At 60.8% G+C, this 16830-nt stretch carries 21 protein-coding genes; 13 read left to right on the top strand and 8 right to left on the bottom strand.

Annotated features, from left to right (window positions below; genetic code table 11):
• Positions 1–65 precede the first annotated feature (65 nt).
• From U873_RS0114175 to U873_RS0114150, 6 genes are read left to right on the top strand one after another with little or no spacing between them, the layout of a single operon-like run.
• Positions 66–485 (top strand): hypothetical protein, encoded by a 420-nt coding sequence (locus U873_RS0114175; protein WP_025128882.1) that lies wholly within the window; start codon positions 66–68, stop codon positions 483–485.
• On the top strand, positions 482–703 hold the full coding sequence (locus U873_RS0114170; protein ID WP_025128881.1) for a hypothetical protein: 222 nt from the start codon (positions 482–484) through the stop codon (positions 701–703). The genes U873_RS0114175 and U873_RS0114170 overlap by 4 nt, the downstream gene beginning before the upstream one ends.
• Positions 703–1041: a hypothetical protein gene (locus tag U873_RS0114165; RefSeq protein ID WP_256244339.1), complete on the top strand. Its 339-nt coding sequence runs from the start codon at positions 703–705 to the stop codon at positions 1039–1041. Before U873_RS0114170 ends, U873_RS0114165 begins: the two co-directional genes overlap by 1 nt.
• The gene (locus tag U873_RS0114160) at positions 1031–2764 is read left to right on the top strand and encodes a DNA cytosine methyltransferase (protein ID WP_025128879.1); all 1734 of its coding nucleotides are present in this window, start codon (positions 1031–1033) and stop codon (positions 2762–2764) included. The genes U873_RS0114165 and U873_RS0114160 overlap by 11 nt, the downstream gene beginning before the upstream one ends.
• The gene (locus U873_RS0114155) at positions 2761–3174 is read left to right on the top strand and encodes a hypothetical protein (RefSeq protein WP_025128878.1); all 414 of its coding nucleotides are present in this window, start codon (positions 2761–2763) and stop codon (positions 3172–3174) included. Before U873_RS0114160 ends, U873_RS0114155 begins: the two co-directional genes overlap by 4 nt.
• Positions 3171–3452, top strand: coding sequence for a pyocin activator PrtN family protein (locus U873_RS0114150; protein ID WP_025128877.1), 282 nt, complete (start codon positions 3171–3173; stop codon positions 3450–3452). Before U873_RS0114155 ends, U873_RS0114150 begins: the two co-directional genes overlap by 4 nt.
• On the opposite strand, the gene U873_RS0114145 is transcribed toward U873_RS0114150, so the two are convergent.
• Positions 3421–4563: a tyrosine-type recombinase/integrase gene (locus U873_RS0114145; RefSeq protein ID WP_025128876.1), complete on the bottom strand. Its 1143-nt coding sequence runs from the start codon at positions 4561–4563 to the stop codon at positions 3421–3423. The two genes, U873_RS0114150 and U873_RS0114145, sit on opposite strands and share 32 nt — an antisense overlap.
• A 100-nt stretch (positions 4564–4663) precedes the next feature.
• Here U873_RS0114145 and dusA point away from each other — a divergent pair, with 100 nt between their 5' ends.
• Together dusA and tal are read left to right on the top strand one after the other, a co-directional pair.
• A complete protein-coding gene (dusA, locus tag U873_RS0114140) occupies positions 4664–5674 on the top strand; it encodes a tRNA dihydrouridine(20/20a) synthase DusA (RefSeq protein ID WP_025128875.1) in 1011 nt (336 codons plus the stop codon).
• A gap of 178 nt (positions 5675–5852) precedes the next feature.
• Positions 5853–6779, top strand: a complete 927-nt coding sequence (tal, locus tag U873_RS0114135; protein ID WP_025128874.1) for a transaldolase — start codon at positions 5853–5855, stop codon at positions 6777–6779.
• Positions 6780–6851: 72 nt separating this feature from the next.
• Here tal and rssC read toward each other — a convergent pair whose 3' ends face one another.
• Together rssC and rssB are read right to left on the bottom strand one after the other, a co-directional pair.
• Positions 6852–7334: an anti-sigma factor antagonist RssC gene (rssC, locus tag U873_RS0114130; RefSeq protein WP_025128873.1), complete on the bottom strand. Its 483-nt coding sequence runs from the start codon at positions 7332–7334 to the stop codon at positions 6852–6854.
• Positions 7331–8515 (bottom strand): two-component system response regulator RssB, encoded by a 1185-nt coding sequence (gene rssB / locus U873_RS0114125; RefSeq protein WP_025128872.1) that lies wholly within the window; start codon positions 8513–8515, stop codon positions 7331–7333. Before rssB ends, rssC begins: the two co-directional genes overlap by 4 nt.
• Positions 8516–8790: 275 nt before the next feature.
• On the opposite strand from rssB, the gene U873_RS0114120 reads away from it, so the two are divergent.
• Entirely contained in the window at positions 8791–9090 is a 300-nt protein-coding gene (locus U873_RS0114120; RefSeq protein WP_025128871.1) for a PilZ domain-containing protein, read from the top strand.
• Between the two features lie 68 nt (positions 9091–9158).
• On the opposite strand, the gene U873_RS0114115 is transcribed toward U873_RS0114120, so the two are convergent.
• Positions 9159–9812, bottom strand: coding sequence for a VacJ family lipoprotein (locus tag U873_RS0114115; protein ID WP_371261304.1), 654 nt, complete (start codon positions 9810–9812; stop codon positions 9159–9161).
• A gap of 236 nt (positions 9813–10048) precedes the next feature.
• Here U873_RS0114115 and U873_RS0114110 point away from each other — a divergent pair, with 236 nt between their 5' ends.
• Positions 10049–10669: a phosphatase gene (locus U873_RS0114110; RefSeq protein ID WP_025128869.1), complete on the top strand. Its 621-nt coding sequence runs from the start codon at positions 10049–10051 to the stop codon at positions 10667–10669.
• 122 nt (positions 10670–10791) lie between these two features.
• Entirely contained in the window at positions 10792–11055 is a 264-nt protein-coding gene (locus U873_RS0114105; protein WP_025128868.1) for a DUF4404 family protein, read from the top strand.
• Between the two features lie 57 nt (positions 11056–11112).
• Here U873_RS0114105 and queF read toward each other — a convergent pair whose 3' ends face one another.
• Both queF and U873_RS0114095 read right to left on the bottom strand, forming a co-directional pair.
• On the bottom strand, positions 11113–11943 hold the full coding sequence (gene queF / locus U873_RS0114100; RefSeq protein WP_025128867.1) for an NADPH-dependent 7-cyano-7-deazaguanine reductase QueF: 831 nt from the start codon (positions 11941–11943) through the stop codon (positions 11113–11115).
• 68 nt (positions 11944–12011) lie between these two features.
• A complete protein-coding gene (locus U873_RS0114095; RefSeq protein WP_043274544.1) occupies positions 12012–12584 on the bottom strand; it encodes a plastocyanin/azurin family copper-binding protein in 573 nt (190 codons plus the stop codon).
• Between the two features lie 156 nt (positions 12585–12740).
• On the opposite strand from U873_RS0114095, the gene U873_RS0114090 reads away from it, so the two are divergent.
• Both U873_RS0114090 and U873_RS0114085 read left to right on the top strand, forming a co-directional pair.
• On the top strand, positions 12741–13421 hold the full coding sequence (locus tag U873_RS0114090) for a heavy metal response regulator transcription factor (protein WP_025128865.1): 681 nt from the start codon (positions 12741–12743) through the stop codon (positions 13419–13421).
• A complete protein-coding gene (locus U873_RS0114085; protein WP_025128864.1) occupies positions 13421–14782 on the top strand; it encodes a heavy metal sensor histidine kinase in 1362 nt (453 codons plus the stop codon). The genes U873_RS0114090 and U873_RS0114085 overlap by 1 nt, the downstream gene beginning before the upstream one ends.
• 42 nt (positions 14783–14824) lie before the next feature.
• Here the strand turns inward: U873_RS0114085 and U873_RS0114080 are convergent, their stop codons facing one another.
• Both U873_RS0114080 and lolD read right to left on the bottom strand, forming a co-directional pair.
• A complete protein-coding gene (locus tag U873_RS0114080; protein ID WP_025128863.1) occupies positions 14825–16069 on the bottom strand; it encodes a lipoprotein-releasing ABC transporter permease subunit in 1245 nt (414 codons plus the stop codon).
• 71 nt (positions 16070–16140) lie between these two features.
• A complete protein-coding gene (lolD, locus tag U873_RS0114075; protein ID WP_177330269.1) occupies positions 16141–16824 on the bottom strand; it encodes a lipoprotein-releasing ABC transporter ATP-binding protein LolD in 684 nt (227 codons plus the stop codon).
• Positions 16825–16830 lie beyond the last annotated feature (6 nt).

The raw sequence follows: 16830 nt of genomic DNA, 5'->3' as shown, positions 1-16830 counted from the left end.
ACTGCTGAACCACCGCAACCGCTGCACCACCAGCCAAGCGGCACACCACCCAAGGAGTAAACCACATGACTTACATACAAATCTGCGCACTGATCGGCATCATCATTGCAGCCGCCATTCTCTACTGGACCGGCTATCGAGGCGGACTCATTGATGGTCGCAACGACGGCATTGAAGAAGGCAAGGCAATCCAACACGCGGACAGCACCGAAGCCCTGCGCGAGAAGCAACTGCAGCTTGAGCAGGCCCAGGAGCATTACCAAAAACTCTATGACCACTACAAGCGAGCCCGGGACGCTTCACAGCTCGGAGAACAGGACCGGCAGCAGTTGCTCTGCATCGCCGAAACACTGCGCGTAGCGGCCGGAGCGTTCAGCGCTTTCCGCACCTGCAAGGGCCTAGAGAGAAACGCCCACATCCAGCGGGACCAGTTACTGGCCATGGCCGCCCTACTCCAGCCAGCCGAGCAGGAGAAAGCCGCATGAGCCGCCCACCTGTAATGCTACGCCTCACACCACAGGCGGCCGGCGAGCTGCACCAGCAGCACCAGAAAGCCAACGCTGAACTGCGCGCCCAGACCCGCTACCGGAAAGAGTTTGAACGGCAGGTAAAGACCCTGATCGGCAGCGAGGCTTTCCGCCGGTTGCAGAAGAACACCGACAACGCGCTATTACTGGCCGACCTGGCCAAGGAGGTCGCGTGATGGATCGCCACAAGATCGAGACGCCAGAGAAAAGCGGCATGCAGGCCGAACAGATCCACCACCAGAACCAGGCCGCTTTGCTCTGCAACGCCAGCAGGATCGCCGCGCCTGTAAACAACAGCCTCTGCTGCACAGCAGCAGGCATTATTGCTCTTTGCAGCAGCACCACCGAGGCACTTACACCCCACGAAAAGCTGCGCGAGGCAGCCAACCCTGATGCAACGCTGATCGCTCAGATTCGCCCGCCCGCGCAGCTTGTCGAGGGGTATACGCATCTGCCGGGCTACATGGCCGAGCATGCGGACAAGAACGACCAAGGAGGGAATCATGCTCGCTAAACGTACCTATACCCACTTCGGGTTCTGCTGCGGCCTGGGCTCAGGTGCTGCGGGATTCAACGACAGTTCACTGCAGATCGCCCAAATGCTCGGCAACTGGCGCTGCCTGGGCGGGGTTGACGTTGACCCCGCCGGTTTGGCCGACTTCGAAAACCTCACAGGCGTGAAAGGTACGCTCCGGGATCTGTTCACCCGCGAGCAGTACACCGCCTTCCACGGGACGGAACCACCTGCAGGCTGGATCGAGGCCACCGCCGAAGACATTCGCCGCGCCGCCGGGAACGAAGATCCGGACGCCGTATTCATTTCCAGCCCCTGCAAAGGCGCCAGTGGCTTGCTGCCGGAGTCAATGAGCCTGACACCCAAGTACCAGGCCCTTAATGAACTGACCCTTCGTTGCGTCTGGCTCATGCTTGAAGCCTGGCAACATAACCCCGTCAGCTTGATTGTGTTCGAGAACGTCCCTCGCCTTGCGTCACGCGGCCGGCACCTCCTCGACCAGATCGTTAAGCTGTTTGCACACTACGGCTACGCGGTAAACGAGACGGTCCACGACTGCGGGGAAATCGCCGGCCTGGCTCAAAGCCGCAAGCGCTTCTTGCTGGTGGCCCGTCATATCGAGAAGGTCCGGGCGTTCCTGTACCAACCGCAACAGCATCGCCTGCGCGGTGTCGGAGAGATCCTCGGACGCATGCCCCTGGCGGGCGATATCGAACTGGCAGGCCCCATGCACCGCGTGCCCGCCCTGCACTGGAAAACCTGGGTACGCCTTGCACTTGTGGAGCCCGGGAAAGACTGGCGCTCACTGAACCGCCTGAACGTTGAGGACGGGTTCCTGCGAGACTTCCTGATCGTTCCGGAGTACCGAGCGGGATACCTCGGCGTCAATCGTTGGGAAGATGCAACCGGCGTCATTGCCGGCCGCAACACACCCACCAACGGCAACTACTCGGTAGCAGATCCGCGCCCCACCAGCTCGGCCGAGTACGCGCAGTTCGGCGTGGTTCCATGGGAAAGGCATTGCGGGGTCGTGACCGGTCAGCGTAGCCCGGGTCAGGGCACGTTCAGCGTGGCGGATCCACGCCCGAACTGGAAACGCCATTCCAATAACTATCGAGTGGTGCCGTTCGACAGTACCGCCGGCACCATCATCGCCGGCGGCAAGGGCGTGCAAGGCGGCTGGCAGTCCGTCGCAGATCCTCGCGTCCTCAATCGCAAGAAGGGCGACGCCTACCTCACCGGTGGACATTACGGGGTTGTCGAATGGGGCGGCAGCGCAGGCGCAGTTTCGGCGAACGCTCGCCACGACAATGGCCGCTGGTCCGTCGCTGACACGCGCATGCCGGCGGCCAACGACCGCTTGGCGTGCGTCATCCGTAGCCCATCGAACACCTGGAACAGACCATTCACCACGCTAGAACTGGCCGCGCTGCAATCCATGTTCGACCCCGAGGACATGTGGCAACCGAACCAGGAAACTGGCGCCCTGGAGCCGGTCGGCAAACCCTTCGTGCTGCACGGCAACAACGACGGCGCCTGGCGCGAACGCATCGGGAACGCTGTTCCACGCAAGGCCGGCAAGGCCATTGCCGACGTGATGCTTAGCACGCTGATGCTTAACGAAATGGGCGAAACATTTACGCTTAGCAGCGTCCCGGTGTGGGTTCGTCCGCTAGCCATTGCCTTTAGCATGCCCGGGCAACAAGTAGGAGGTGCAGCATGAGCCGTAACCCTCTGTGCAACTGCAAACAACTCCTACAGGCCTGCGACAACAGGAACAAAGAGCCTGCCGCCCTTCGACTTCGCTACGCCGAACGACTGCTAGAAGAAGTGCTAGACAATCCAGACACGCATTATGGTGATGCGATACAGGCTTATTTCGCAGAAGGAAGGAAGTCAACGGCTCACCTGATCATGCCCGTGACTTACTACTCAAAATTACGGGAAGCGATGGAAGACGCCGCTGCAAGTGGCAAGCCCTGCCAGCTAATCGTCGGTGACATACATGTCGCCGTCACCTACCAGGGCATCAAGTGGGTACATACTCAGTTTCACCCTGGCAAGCCGCCACAGCCCCTCGCCATCGAGGAGTTCGACGAAATTCTGGCCAGCGCCCTGGGAGGTAAGCAATGAATACTTCCTTCCTACTTATGGCCCAATATGGCGGCCAGGTGATTATCCCCCTTGAGCGCGTCTGCCTCGATTACTTCTGCCACCTGACACCCGAGAAGATGAAGGGCAAGGTAGCCAGGGGCGAGATCAACCTACCGCTTGTTTGCATAGAATCCAGCCAGAAGGCTGCCCGAGGGGTACACCTAAATGACTTGGCGGCCTACCTCGATGCGCAACATGCCAAGGCAAAGAGCGAGCATGACAAGCTCATGGGGCGCGGCTTACGGCGCGTCTCTTAACCCGCATTTGGGCCTCGATCACGGGGCCCGCTATCACCTTTTCGACCCATGACCACCCGGTATATGGATCGCCATTCCCTCTAAGGTGCGTATAGCGCCGCATCGAGTTCCAATCCCGGTGGCCGGATACGCTGGCCACCTTCGGGATATCCCACCCCATTTCAAACAACCGGCTTACGCCATCGTGACGCAAGTCATGGAAATGCAGATCATCAATCTCCAGGAAATTGCAGGCCCGAGTGAAAGATGCCGAGATCGAGCGCGCATTGTAGGGAAACACCTCATCAGCCACCCGAGGCATTGACTGTAGAACGCGCCAGGCCTCGATAGGCATGTTGCACCAGACGTCGTTCCCATACTTCTGTCCCGGGTTCTTCATGTCAGTAACCAGGGCGGACTGTTCCTTATCATTAAGCGCATCCCAACGAATGCGCGTGATCTCTTCCTGTCGCCGGGTAGAAAACAGCGCAAACACGATTACCCTCAGCATATCGATCTCTTGCCGACGGCGATCACGCATCTGCTCAAAGTACGTCAGGATTCGATCAAGTTCGTCCAGGGTCGGCCGCCGGTTGCGCTCGCGGCTTCTGCTGACAGCGCCCATTTTCCGCAGCACCTTCCGCGCATCCGACATTGCATGAGGGTCTACGTCATAGCCCCAGGCCGGCCTGGCGACTGAAAGCACCGCCCCAAGGTGGGCAAGGTCGTTACCAACAGTCTGCGCCTGGATGCCGAAAGTCTCCATGCGCCAAACCGCATATTCGACCAGCTTCTGACTGGTCAACTCGGCATCGGTCACTTCGCCAAGCCATGACTCTTTAATCGCATTGAGTGTTGCGCGCTTGGTCTTTCCAAGCGGCCGCAGTTTTTCATACTGCTTAAGGTACTGATCAATCATCTCTTTAATGGAGACGCCGCCCCTGCTGGCCTTCTCAATAGCTCCGGGCTCGTGCAGCTCGGCCTCGCGCTTTCTAATCCACGCTTGCGCCGTAGCCTTGCGGTCGAACGTCTGGCTTTCCTGATAAACTGTGACGCCCTTTTGCATGATGCGGATCTGTGCGGTGTACGCTGCAGAGCCATCCTTGCGCTTGCGAACGGTGATAGAGCCCATGATTTTGCTACATGACTGATTTGAGTTGCTACATTGTAGCAACGACCTCTCAGAAATAAGCAAAAACGGTGTGAAACAGTAGTAAAAGAGAAAATAGGAAATGTCGACGAAACCCGCAGAAAACCTAGCACCCCAAGCAAATTCGGTATCTAGGAGGTTTTCTGTCGCGCCGATGATGGATTGGACGGACCGTCACTGCCGCTATTTCCTGCGCTTGCTGTCCAAGCACACCCTGCTCTATACCGAGATGGTCACCACTGGGGCCTTGCTCAATGGCGATCACGAACGTTTTCTGCGTTATCACCAGTCCGAGCACCCTCTGGCACTGCAACTGGGCGGCAGTACTCCGGCGGACCTGGCGACCTGCGCCCGCATGGCCCAGGAACACGGCTACGACGAGGTCAACCTCAATGTCGGCTGTCCCAGTGACCGGGTACAGAACAACATGATCGGTGCCTGCCTGATGGCACACCCGGCGCTGGTGGCCGACTGCGTGAAGGCGATGCGCGATGCGGTGTCTATCCCGGTGACGGTCAAGCATCGGATCGGGATCAATGGGCGTGACAGTTATGCCGAACTCTGCGATTTCGTCGGCCAGGTCCATGAAGCGGGCTGCACCAGTTTTACCGTACATGCACGGATCGCCATCCTCGAAGGTCTGTCCCCCAAGGAAAACCGCGATATTCCACCGCTGCGCTACGACGTGGCGGCGCAATTGAAGGCTGACTTTGCGCAGCTGGAGATCATCCTCAATGGTGGAATCAAGACGCTCGAGGCCTGTCACGAGCACCTGCAGACCTTCGATGGGGTGATGCTCGGGCGCGAGGCCTATCACAACCCCTATCTGCTGGCCGACGTTGACCAGCAACTGTTTGGCAGCACCGCGCCCGTGATTTCCAGGGCCCAGGCCCTGGCCCAACTGCGGCCCTATATCGCCGAGCACCTGGCTTCCGGCGGTGCCATGCACCACATTACTCGCCATGTGCTGGGGCTGGGCACCGGCTTCCCGGGCGCGCGCAAGTTCCGCCAGCTGCTGTCGGTGGATATTCACAAGACCAAGGACCCACTGGCCCTGCTGGATCAGGCCGGACAGTTGCTTGAAGGGCGCTAACCGTCAGCCGGGTTGAACCTGATCCGGCTTTTGACATCCTATCTATCTGGATGGCGCCCCAGCATTCAAACGCCTGTTTTCAGGTCGTTGCCTTTGGGGCCGTAGTAAGCATTCCGCGCCCTTGAGCGCCTGGCGGCGCTCGGGTAATGTCATCAGACCCATAGGACAGAGCACGCTCATGACTTCCAAGCTGGAACAACTGAAGAAAATCACCACCGTGGTGGCCGATACCGGCGACTTCGACGCCATCGCCCGGGTCAAGCCGGTGGATGCCACCACCAACCCTTCGCTGCTGCTCAAGGCCGCGGCCATTCCAGGTTATGCCGACTTGCTAAATGCCTGCGTCAGCGACTGCAAAGGCGATGTCGGCCTGGCCAGCGATCGTTTTGGCGTTGCCGTCGGCCAGGAGATTCTCAAGGTCATTCCAGGCCGTATTTCCACCGAGGTGGACGCCCGCCTGTCGTTCGACACCGATGCCATGCTCAAGCGTGCTCATCGCCTGATCGAGCTGTATGAAAAGGCCGGCGTAGGCCGTGATCGGGTACTGATCAAGATCGCCTCAACCTGGGAAGGCATCCGCGCGGCCGAAAAACTGGAGCGCGAAGGCATCCAGACCAACCTGACCCTGCTGTTCTCCTTCGCCCAGGCCGTTGCCTGCGCCGAAGCCGGGGTGTTCCTGATCTCGCCCTTCGTCGGCCGGATCTACGACTGGTACAAGAAGGCCAATGGCAACGACTACACCGGCGCCGATGATCCGGGCGTACAGTCGGTCACCCGTATCTACAACTACTACAAGGCCAATGACTACAAGACCGTGGTCATGGGTGCCAGCTTCCGCAATCTGAACCAGATCGAGCAACTGGCCGGTTGCGACCGTCTGACCATCAGCCCGGACCTGATCGAGAAACTGGCCGCCGACACCGGCAAGCTGGAACGCAAGCTGAGCCCGGGCAAGACCGGTGAACCCCGCCAGAGCCTGAATGAATCGCAGTTCCGCTGGGCCTCCAACGAAGACGCCATGGCCACTGAGAAACTGGCCGAGGGCATTCGCCAGTTCGCCCGCGACCAGGAGAAACTCGAAGCCCTGCTGGCCGCCAAGCTCTGACGGGCAAACGCCAATGCAAAAAGGGCGAACCCATGAGGGTTCGCCCTTTTTTATGCGCTGTGGGTCAGCCGGTCAGGGGCGTTCCAGGGCATTCACCAGGTCATGGAAGGCTTCACGGTTGGAGTCGTTGAGGCCCATGAGGATCTTGTGGGCCTCCAGGACCTTGACCCGTACCACTTCTTCCGACTGGTCCTGGGACGGCAGGTCGGTCAGACACTCCGGGCAGGGAATCGGGCGATCGACGATGTTGAACACCTGATCGAAGCCCATCGACTGCAACAACCGGGTAATGTCCTCATGGGTGGTGACGACGGTTGGCAACAGGCCGATTTTCTGCCGCGACAGGATCGACAACTTGGCCAGCAGGCCCAGGGTGGTGCTGTCGATGCTGCGGGTTTCAGTCAGGTCGATGACGATTGCCGAGAAATTCAGCGCTGTAAAAATTCGCTCAATAGTCGCATCCAGCGCCGAACACAAGGTCAGGCGCACTTCACCGACGAACTTCAGGACGAAAGTGCCATCCTGCTCGGCGAACTGGATTCTACCGGTACTCATTGAAGGTTCCTGCTCAACACTAACAGGGCGATATCATCCGGCATCTCCCCTAGCGTGGCCAATCCAAAAACTTGCCGCAGGCCATCCAGGCTACCGCCCGCTGCTCTCACCCGCTCAGGCAAGGCTGCTTCTTTTTCTTTGAGTGTAGGTTCGGGCAAAAGGTCCAGAATACCGTCGGACATCAGCGTCAGGCTGAACACCGGCGGCAACTCCAGGATGTGGTCTTCATAGGTCGCCTCGCCGAACAGGCCCACTGGCAAACCACGCCCTTCCAGATAACTTACATTGTCTGGCGTGTACAACACCGGCAACGGCAAGTGCCCGCCAATGCTATAAGTCAACAAACCTGTCTCCTCGTCGATGACTCCACCGACCATCGTGACGTGTTTGCCCAGCTTACAGCTGATCAGGCCACGGTTGATATGGCCCAGTACTTCCGAAGGCTTGAATTCCGGCAATGTGCCGTTGCGCTTGGATTCGAACAGCAGGCGCGTGGTCATGAACTTCAACAGTACGGTGACAAAGGCCGAAGACGCGCCATGGCCGGAAACATCCGCCAGATAGAAGGCGACCCGGCGTTCGTCGACACGGAAATAGTCGACAAAATCCCCCGACAGGTACAACGACGGGATGATCTGGTGAGCAAAGTTGAATTCGTCGATCGACCAGGGGCTGGTCGGCAACATGTTCATCTGCACCTGGCGGCCGGCGTTCTGGTCTTCCTGAAGCAGATTGAGGCTGGCCTCGAGCTCACGGTTGGCGGCTTCCAGCTTCTCCCGATAGCGCTGGTTTTCCAGCAACAGGCGCGCACGATCCAGGGCCCGGCGCACCGAATGCTCGAGCACTGCCAGGTCTTCCAACGGCTTGATCAGGTAGTCCGCAGCCCCCAGGCGCAGGGCCTCGACGGCGTCGTTCATCACGCCCGCGCCCGAAACCACGATCACCGGGGTTTGCGGGGACATTTCGGTCACTTGACGGATAAGCTCGAGACCGCCCATCTGCGGCATGCGCAGATCGCAGATCACCAGATCGGGGTTGTCGCGCTCGAATACCTGAAGACCCTGCTGGCCATTGGCAGCCTGCAGTACGCTGAAGCCACTGTCTTCCAAATAGGCCGCGAGACTCGCGCGCACTACTTCGTCGTCATCGATTATCAGCAGCGTGGCACTGGTTTTTTGCATGTGGGCAAACGGCGCCAGAATTAGGTTGGGGTAGGTGGCTTGGCCGGGGCCTGGCGCACGCTACTGGATTCGCTTTCTAGCCACTCTGCAAGTGGCGCCAGGACCTTGAGCCCTGCACGCCCGATCATCAGAGGTGCCCTTCTAAGGCGCAGACGGTACTCCCATCCGCGGGGCGTTTCAAGCTCATGCCGATGGTCGCCTGACGTCTTTACACCGCAAATCACCGGGAGTTATAAAAACCGCTAAAACCGCAACTCAATCGCAGGATGGAACCCATGAATCAAAACCAGCGTGACTACGATGAAAAGCGCGATTACATCCGGATGCGGGTGGATGCCGAGGTCACGCTGATCCACCAGGGCCAGGTGGTCGAAGCCGTCTGCATCGATCTTTCCAGCAGCGGCATGCAGGTTCAGGCACCCCGCTCGTTCCAGGTCGGCGACCTGCTGAGTGTCAGGATCGATTCGGAGCATGCCGCCCTGAAGGGACTGGAAGCGGAGACGGAAGTGGTCTGGGTCAATCCGCTGGAGGGCGGCGGCCAGAAACTTGGGCTTACAATCCTTAAGATGAAGTAAAACTCGGATCCCATGAAAAAAGGCGGCCATCTGGCCGCCTTTTCAGTTTCTGCTGGAGAGCAATACGATCAAAAATCGTCTTCGACCTTGCCGTCCTTAACCTTGAATTCGCGATTTTGCAGATAGGCATTGCGAATGAAGGTGTATTTGTCGCCGCGGATCAGCTTGTCTGCCGACAGCAAGCTGGCGCGAGTATCGACGATGTCCACGCCCATGGTGATGTTGCGCGCGGGAATGTCGTTCATGTAACGGTAGGGTTCGGTATAGCTGTCGACATACTTGGCCGGTGCGTCACGCAGGGTGCTTGGGCCGAGAAACGGCAGCATCACGTAAGGGCCACTGCCCACACCCCAGTAGCCGAGAGTCTGGCCGAAGTCTTCATCGTTGCGCTGCAGGCCCATCTTGGTGCCGACATCGAAAAAGCCGGCCAGGCCCAGGGTGGTGTTCATCAGCAGGCGCGCGGTATCGACACCGGCTGCACCCGGCTTGGCCTGGAGGATATCGTTGGCCAGATTGCCGACGTCACCGATGTTGCGAAACATGTTGTGGATGCCGTCTTCAAGAAACTGTGGCGTGACAGCCTGGTAGCCTTGGGCCAATGGCTTGAGAGCATACGTATCAAGCGTGTCGTTGAAGGTGAAGATCGGACGGTTGACGCTTTCCCACGGATCCTCTTCCGCCGCCTGGGCGGCAAAGGGAGCCAGCGTCACACCGGCACTCATACATAGCGGAACTAGATAACGGCTCCAGCGCATAGCAGGAAACTCCTTGGATTGTTCTCTCGTGGGGCTATGCCCTGAGGGTAAGCTCAGGAGTATAAATCGGATATGCCGGTTTAGGCAGCATTGCAACAAGCCCGATGCGACCCAGGTACCTCAATGGGCAGGGTATTCACCTCGCTGTCACCCCCATGTCATCTTTGTCCGCTAGCCTCTTGAGCTATTTCAGGGACGTTGATATGCCCCACGCCGATGCCATAGCCCAGCCCGCACGCCCATTGACCGCCGTGCTCTTCGGCCTCAGTGGCTGCCTGGTGGATTTCGGCGCACGAACGCGCCGGCAAGCCACACTGCCCCCCAGCCCGGAACAGGCCCTCGCCACCCCCGGTGCCCTGGATACCTTGCACCATCTGCAACAGCGAGGCATTCCCTGCGCCTGGCTGGAGCAACTGCCGCCCGCCAGCAGTCGTCACCTCGCCGCAACCCTGCCGGAGTGGATCCAGCCAGCGCCTGCTGTGCCCAGCCCCTGGCCCGCACCCGATGCTTGCTGGCAAGCGCTGATGGCCCTTGAAGTCTCACGCCTGGACGGTTGCGTACTGGTCAGTGGCGAGCCGCAACTGCTGCAGTCGGGGCTCAATGCCGGCCTCTGGACCATCGGCCTGGCCTCCTGCGGCTCTCTGTGCGGCATGACTCCCGGCGAATGGCAGGCCCTGAGCCAGCACGAGCGCGAGCTCAAGCGCGGCAAGGCGACCATGCAGCTCTTCGGTTTGGGGGTGCATTCGGTCATCGATCACCTGGGCGATCTGGGTACCTGCCTGGCGGACATCGAACTGCGCCGCTTCAAGGGTGAAAAACCCTGACATAAGCCTATTGATCAGGATCATGCACTACGCCCGGGACTGGATTACTCTAAGCCGTGGGCATGGACCTTTGACGCACATTCACGGTCCATCCCTGTGCCTATCAATAAAGGGAGAACGCCATGCCTGCCCGCGAACTGCAAGAACAACTCGACACCCTGCGCGAGCAATTGGAGCAGAACCCACCGCTTTCGGCAGCCGAACGCGCCAATCTTCAGGAACTGATGCAGCAGATCGAGTTGCAACTCAAGCTGGAGACCAGCACCCACGACAGCAGCCTCGCCGACGGCGTCAACCTGGCTGTGGAGCGCTTCGAACTGGAACACCCGGCCATCGCCGGCACCTTGCGCAATATCGTCCAGACCCTGGGCAACATCGGTATCTGACCGCGTGTTGTTCCCCGCGACAAAACAAAAGCCCCGCTCAATGAGCGGGGCTTTTGCTTACTGGCGTACCAGGCGCTGGTTGGCGAACTGCGTCGTTTCAGTGCTGCGGTAAGGGTTGATATCCAGCCCGCCGCGGCGCACGTAACGAGCATAGACCGTGAGCTTCTCCGGCTTGAGCAAGCGCTGCAGATCGAGAAAGATCCGCTCCACGCACTGTTCGTGAAAGTCCGAATGCTGGCGGAAACTCACCAGGTAGGCCAGCAGGCTGGCGTGATCCAGCGCCGCGCCGCGGTACTCGACCACCACGCTGCCCCAGTCCGGCTGGCTGGTCACCGGGCAGTTGGACTTGAGCAGGTGGCTGTGCACGCTCTCCTCCACGGTGCGTGAAGCATCGCAACGCAGCAGTTCCGGACGGGGATGCTCATAGCTGTCGACGCTGATATCCAGCTCATCGATACAAACGCCGGGCAACGCCACCACGCCTTGCGCCTCGACCTCACCCAGGCTGCGAATGCGCACGCCCACTGGCTTGCCTGCGGCGGCCGACAGGTCGTCGCGCAAGGTTGCCTCAAGCGTCGCCCAATCAGCGAACGGCGTCTGGTTCAGGGAGTTGAGGTACAGCTTGAAGGATTTGGACTCGATGATGTTCGGCGAATCGGCGGGAATGCTGAACTCACCGATGGCCACCACCGGCTTGCCCGAAGGCAGCAGCCAGGACAGCTCGAAGCAGTTCCAGTAGTCCACACCTTTATAAGGCAGGGTATCGGCGCTCAAGCCCAGTTCGGCCCACTTGGCGGCCCGCGGAATCGGGAACAGCAAGGACGGGGTGTAAGTGGAGACGTATTCACTGGACTTGCCCAGCGGCGAATGTTCGGCTGCGGGATGCATGGCGGAAACCTGACTGAAGAATCAGCGGATTCTATCAGCCTTTGCTCCCGCCTTTGAGCCCCGGATGCCTACGGGGTGACCGTCAGCTTGCCAACCATCCCCGCCTGATAGTGCCCGGGAATGTTACAGGCAAACTCCAGGCTGCCGCCTTTGCTGAAGGTCCAGGTCAGCTCGGCCTGCTTGCCCGGCTCCACCAGCACGCTGTTGGGATCGTCATGCTTCATTCCCGCGCCATGCGCCATGCCCGCCATCGAGCCATGCCCCATGGCCGAATGATCCATGCCGCCGGCCGCCATGTCCTTGACTGCAGTCGGGGTGAGCATGCCGCTCTGCTGCATCTTGAGCATCTCCTGCTGATGCTCGGCATGCATCGCCGCATCGCCCAGGTTGAACTCATGCAACAACTGCCCCTTGTTGATCAGGACGAAACGTACAGTCTCGCCGGCCTTGACCTCCAGAGACTCGGGGCGGAAGGTCATGTCGCCCATCACCACTTCGATACTGCGAGTGGCCTTGGCCGCTGGTGCCGGCTGGCCGAAATCATAGGAGGCCGCCGGCGAAGCCCAGAGCGGCGCGCTCAACAGCAGCAGGCAGCCGCCGAGGATCGAGCGGCTTTGCAACAACAGGTTTTGCACATTCATCATCAGACTCCAACAAGATCAGGATTCAGCCTGTGGCACACTCTAGAACCTGCCGCTGCCAGCCAGCTGACAATCAGATTACAACTTTGTCAGTTTGGCCTGTCCCGGGGGACTGCACGGTATAAAGCCCGGGTTCCAGATGCCACGAGTCCTGTCATGAAGCTGCTGATCGTCGAAGACCAACCGAAAACCGGCCAATATTTGCGCCAGGGCCTGAGCGAGGCCGGCTTCAATGCCGAGCTGGTAGCGGACGGCAGCACTGGCCAGCACCTGGCCCTGAGCGGCGACTACGCGCTGCTCATTCTCGACGTGATGCTCCCGGGTCGCAACGGCTGGCAGATTCTGCAAGCGGTACGCAGCGCCGGCCTGGACATGCCGGTGCTGTTTCTCACCGCCCGTGACGCAGTGGAAGACCGGGTCCATGGGCTGGAATTGGGAGCCGACGATTACCTGGTCAAACCCTTCGCTTTTTCCGAACTGCTGGCCCGGGTCCGCAGCCTGCTGCGCCGAGGCAGCGCGGTTGCCCAGGAAACCAGTCTGCAGTTGGGCGACCTGCGTCTGGACCTGATTCGCCGCCGGGTCGAACGCAGCGGCCAGCGCATCGACCTGACCGCCAAGGAATTCGCCCTGCTGGAAATGCTCCTGCGCCGCCAGGGCGAAGTCCTGCCCAAGTCGCTGATCGCCTCCCAGGTCTGGGACATGAACTTCGACAGTGATACCAATGTCATCGAAGTGGCGATCCGCCGCCTACGCCTGAAGATCGATGACGATTACCCCAACAAGTTGATCCATACGGTACGCGGCATGGGCTACGTGCTCGAAGAGCGCCAGGCCTGATGCCTCGCCTGTCCCTGAGCGGGCGCCTGGCGCTGCTGTTTGCCGCCTGTACCGCGGTGGTTTCGCTCTTGGCCGGAGTGCTGTTCAGCCGGGCCAGCGAAGCTCACTTCATCGAACTGGACCAGCAATTGCTGGACGGTAAACTGATTGCCCTGCGCAGCGCCCTGCAGAATGTCACCACGGCCAGTGACTTCCCTCGCGACCAGGCCCGCCTACTGGATGAGTTGAGCCACCAGCCGGACCTGACGCTGCGGATCAGCGGTGCCGATGGCCAGGTCTGGTTCAATTCTGCCCCTGCCCTGCCCGCCTCGCTGCCTGCCGCCGCCGGGCTGCACAGCCTGGAACAGGCCGGCACCGCCTACCGGATCTACAGCGCGCAACTGACTCCCGGCCAGACCGACTCGGCGCAATTGACCCTGATACTCGACATCACCCATCACCAGCACTTTCTGCAGCGCATGCAGCACCTGATCTGGCTCACCGTGGGCCTCTCGGCCCTGGCCACGGCCCTGCTCGGCGCCTGGGCCGCCCGCAGCGGCCTGCGTCCGCTACGGAGCATGAGCGCGGTTGCCGCCAGCATCTCCGCCAGCTCCCTGACCCAGCGCCTGCCCCAGGAGCAGATGCCCGTGGAGCTGGCGGAACTGGCCAGCAGCTTCAACGCCATGCTCGGCCGCCTGGAAGAGTCGTTCCAGCGCCTCTCGGCCTTTTCCGCCGACATTGCCCATGAATTGCGCACGCCGCTGTCGAACCTACTGACCCACACCCAGGTCACCCTGACCCGCCCGCGGCCGATCGAGGATTACCGCGAAGCCCTGCACAGCAACCTCGAAGAGCTGCAATGGATGGCGCAACTGGTCAACGACATGCTGTACCTGGCCAAGGCCGACCACGGCCTGCTGACACCCCGGCGCGAAGCCCTGGAGCTGGCCCAGGAGACCGACATGCTGCTGGAGTTCTATGGCCCCCTGGCGGAAGACGCGAACATCAGCCTGAGCCGGGAAGGCAACGGCAGATTCGCCGGAGATCGCGGCATGCTGCGCCGGGCGCTGTCCAACCTGCTGGACAATGCCTTGCGCTTCACCCCTGCTGGCGGCTCGGTCAAGGTGCTAATCAGCCAACGCCCCGCGGGCTTGAGCCTGAGGATTGAAAACACCGGCGAGGGCATTGCACAGGAACTGCTGCCACGATTGTTCGACCGCTTCTACCGCGTAGACCCGGCGCGACATGAAGGCAGCCATGAACATGCAGGATTGGGCCTGGCGATCACCCAATCGATCATTCGCGCCCATGGTGGGCAGATTGGTTGCGAATCAGGCTCGGGCTGGACCCGCTTCGTGATCGAGTTGCCAGGGAAAGAATAAGGCCGGCCGGCTCCCGCAACAGGAGCCGGCCGGCCTTGTGCCTTACGAGTACCGCAGCGCGTGCGCCGGTTCGACCTTGGACGCGCGCCAGGCCGGATACACCGTGGCCAGGAAGCTGAGGACAAACCCGGCGCCGCAGATCAAAGCCACGTCGCCGCCCTGCAGCTCGGAAGGCAGGTTGCTGACGAAGTACACGTCGGAACTGAAGATCTGCTGCCCGCTGATCCTCTCCAGCCAGCCCACCAGTTCACTCACGTTCAACGCGGCGATCACCCCCAGCACTCCGCCAATCAGCGTGCCGACGATACCGATCACCGTGCCCTGGACCATGAAGATCGCCATGATCTGCCGCGGTGTCGCGCCGATGGTGCGCAGGATCGCGATGTCCGCGCCCTTGTCGTTCACCACCATGATCAGGGTGGCGATGATGTTGAACGCCGCCACCGCAACAATCATCAGCAGCAGCAGGCCGATCATGGTCTTTTCCATCTTCATGGCGCTGAACAGGCTGCCCTGGGTGTGAGTCCAGTCATCGGCGCGGAAACCCGCTCCCAGCCCCTTGGCAATGTCCGCCGAAACCTTTGGCGCGGCATACAGGTCCTTGACCGCCAGGCGCACGCTCTGCACCTGGTTCGGCTGCCAGTGCTGCATCTCTGCCGCATCGGCCACATGGATCAGGCCCATGGAGCCGTCCAGCTCGGCACCCACCTTGAACACCCCGACCACGTTCAGACGCTGCATCCGCGGGGTGATGCCGCCCGGAGCACTGCTCACCTCGGGCACGATCAGGGTCAGCTTGTCACCGACGTTGAGGCGAAAGCGCCGGGCGGTGATCTCGCCAAGCACCACCCCGAACTCGCCGGGTTTCAGGTCCTGCAGACTGCCCTGAACGATATGCTGGGCCACGATCGACACCTTGCCTTCCTGGGCCGGATCGATGCCGCTGATCTGGATCGGCTGCATCGCCCCCTTGTAGGAAAGCATGCCTTCCATCTCGGTGAAGGGCACCGCTGCGGTGACTTCCGGGTTTTTCAAGGCCGCTGCGGCCACCGGCTGCCAGTCGTCAATGGGATTGACCCCAACGATGGTCGCGTGAGGCACCATGCCGAGGATCCGCGAGCTCATTTCCCGTTGGAAACCGTTCATCACCGACAACACCACGATCATCGCCAGTACGCCCAGGGCGAGGCCGATCATCGAGGTCATGGAAATGAACGAGACAAAACGATTGCGCCGCTTGGCGCGGGTGTAGCGCGTGCCGATAAAGATCGATAAAGGTCTGAACATGGGCAAGGCACCCTGGAAAAATTAATGACCCGGCGCCGGCGAATAAATCCCCGGCGCCGCGTGCGGCCGCATCAGATCGCGACCAGGTGACCTTCTTGCAGGTGCAGTACGCGGTCCATCTGCCGGGCCAGGTTCATGTCGTGGGTCACCACCAGGAAGGCGGTGCGCATCGAAGTGCTGAGTTCCAGCATCAGGTCCTGGATGCCCTGGGCGGTGTGGGAGTCGAGGTTGCCGGTAGGTTCGTCGAGCATCACCAAGCCCGGCTTGTTCACCAGGGCCCGGGCGATGGCTACACGCTGGCGCTCGCCACCGGACAGCTCGGACGGCTTGTGCTCCAGGCGATGACCAAGGCCCACCCGCTCGAGCAAGGCGGTGGCGCGCTGGCGGGCCTCGGGGATCGGCGTGCGGCCGATCAGCAGGGGCATGCAGACGTTCTCCAGGGCGGTGAACTCCGGCAGCAGGTGGTGGAACTGGTAGACGAAGCCCAGGGAGCGATTGCGCAACTGGCCACGGGCTTTCTCACCCAGGGCCGAAAGCTCTTCGCCGGCCAGCCAGACGCTGCCCTTGGACGGGGTGTCCAGGCCGCCCAGCAAGTTGAGCAAGGTACTTTTACCCGAACCGGAAGTACCGACGATGGCTACTCGCTCACCCGGGTGCAGCTCCAGTTGCAGACCGGACAGGACCACCACCGATTCCGGGCCTTCGTCATAGGCCTTGCCCAGGTCACGGCAGCTCAGGATTGCTTTTTCACTCATGCCCAA

Origin of the sequence: Pseudomonas sp. PH1b, from assembly GCF_000633395.1 — a bacterium.
Classification (GTDB): Bacteria; Pseudomonadota; Gammaproteobacteria; order Pseudomonadales; family Pseudomonadaceae; genus Aquipseudomonas.
This window is presented reverse-complemented; position numbering and strand designations above follow the sequence as displayed.

Excerpts from the sequence above, each read along its gene's own strand:
- U873_RS0114175 (WP_025128882.1), top strand. The coding sequence starts at position 66 with ATGACTTACATACAAATCTGCGCACTGATCGGCATCATCATTGCAGCC.
- U873_RS0114170 (WP_025128881.1), top strand. The coding sequence starts at position 482 with ATGAGCCGCCCACCTGTAATGCTACGCCTCACACCACAGGCGGCCGGC.
- U873_RS0114165 (WP_256244339.1), top strand. The coding sequence starts at position 703 with ATGGATCGCCACAAGATCGAGACGCCAGAGAAAAGCGGCATGCAGGCC.
- U873_RS0114160 (WP_025128879.1), top strand. The coding sequence starts at position 1,031 with ATGCTCGCTAAACGTACCTATACCCACTTCGGGTTCTGCTGCGGCCTG.
- U873_RS0114155 (WP_025128878.1), top strand. The coding sequence starts at position 2,761 with ATGAGCCGTAACCCTCTGTGCAACTGCAAACAACTCCTACAGGCCTGC.
- U873_RS0114150 (WP_025128877.1), top strand. The coding sequence starts at position 3,171 with ATGAATACTTCCTTCCTACTTATGGCCCAATATGGCGGCCAGGTGATT.
- U873_RS0114145 (WP_025128876.1), bottom strand. The coding sequence starts at position 4,563 with ATGGGCTCTATCACCGTTCGCAAGCGCAAGGATGGCTCTGCAGCGTAC.
- dusA (WP_025128875.1), top strand. The coding sequence starts at position 4,664 with ATGTCGACGAAACCCGCAGAAAACCTAGCACCCCAAGCAAATTCGGTA.
- tal (WP_025128874.1), top strand. The coding sequence starts at position 5,853 with ATGACTTCCAAGCTGGAACAACTGAAGAAAATCACCACCGTGGTGGCC.
- rssC (WP_025128873.1), bottom strand. The coding sequence starts at position 7,334 with ATGAGTACCGGTAGAATCCAGTTCGCCGAGCAGGATGGCACTTTCGTC.
- rssB (WP_025128872.1), bottom strand. The coding sequence starts at position 8,515 with ATGCAAAAAACCAGTGCCACGCTGCTGATAATCGATGACGACGAAGTA.
- U873_RS0114120 (WP_025128871.1), top strand. The coding sequence starts at position 8,791 with ATGAATCAAAACCAGCGTGACTACGATGAAAAGCGCGATTACATCCGG.
- U873_RS0114115 (WP_371261304.1), bottom strand. The coding sequence starts at position 9,812 with ATGAGTGCCGGTGTGACGCTGGCTCCCTTTGCCGCCCAGGCGGCGGAA.
- U873_RS0114110 (WP_025128869.1), top strand. The coding sequence starts at position 10,049 with ATGCCCCACGCCGATGCCATAGCCCAGCCCGCACGCCCATTGACCGCC.
- U873_RS0114105 (WP_025128868.1), top strand. The coding sequence starts at position 10,792 with ATGCCTGCCCGCGAACTGCAAGAACAACTCGACACCCTGCGCGAGCAA.
- queF (WP_025128867.1), bottom strand. The coding sequence starts at position 11,943 with ATGCATCCCGCAGCCGAACATTCGCCGCTGGGCAAGTCCAGTGAATAC.
- U873_RS0114095 (WP_043274544.1), bottom strand. The coding sequence starts at position 12,584 with ATGAATGTGCAAAACCTGTTGTTGCAAAGCCGCTCGATCCTCGGCGGC.
- U873_RS0114090 (WP_025128865.1), top strand. The coding sequence starts at position 12,741 with ATGAAGCTGCTGATCGTCGAAGACCAACCGAAAACCGGCCAATATTTG.
- U873_RS0114085 (WP_025128864.1), top strand. The coding sequence starts at position 13,421 with ATGCCTCGCCTGTCCCTGAGCGGGCGCCTGGCGCTGCTGTTTGCCGCC.
- U873_RS0114080 (WP_025128863.1), bottom strand. The coding sequence starts at position 16,069 with ATGTTCAGACCTTTATCGATCTTTATCGGCACGCGCTACACCCGCGCC.
- lolD (WP_177330269.1), bottom strand. The coding sequence starts at position 16,824 with ATGAGTGAAAAAGCAATCCTGAGCTGCCGTGACCTGGGCAAGGCCTAT.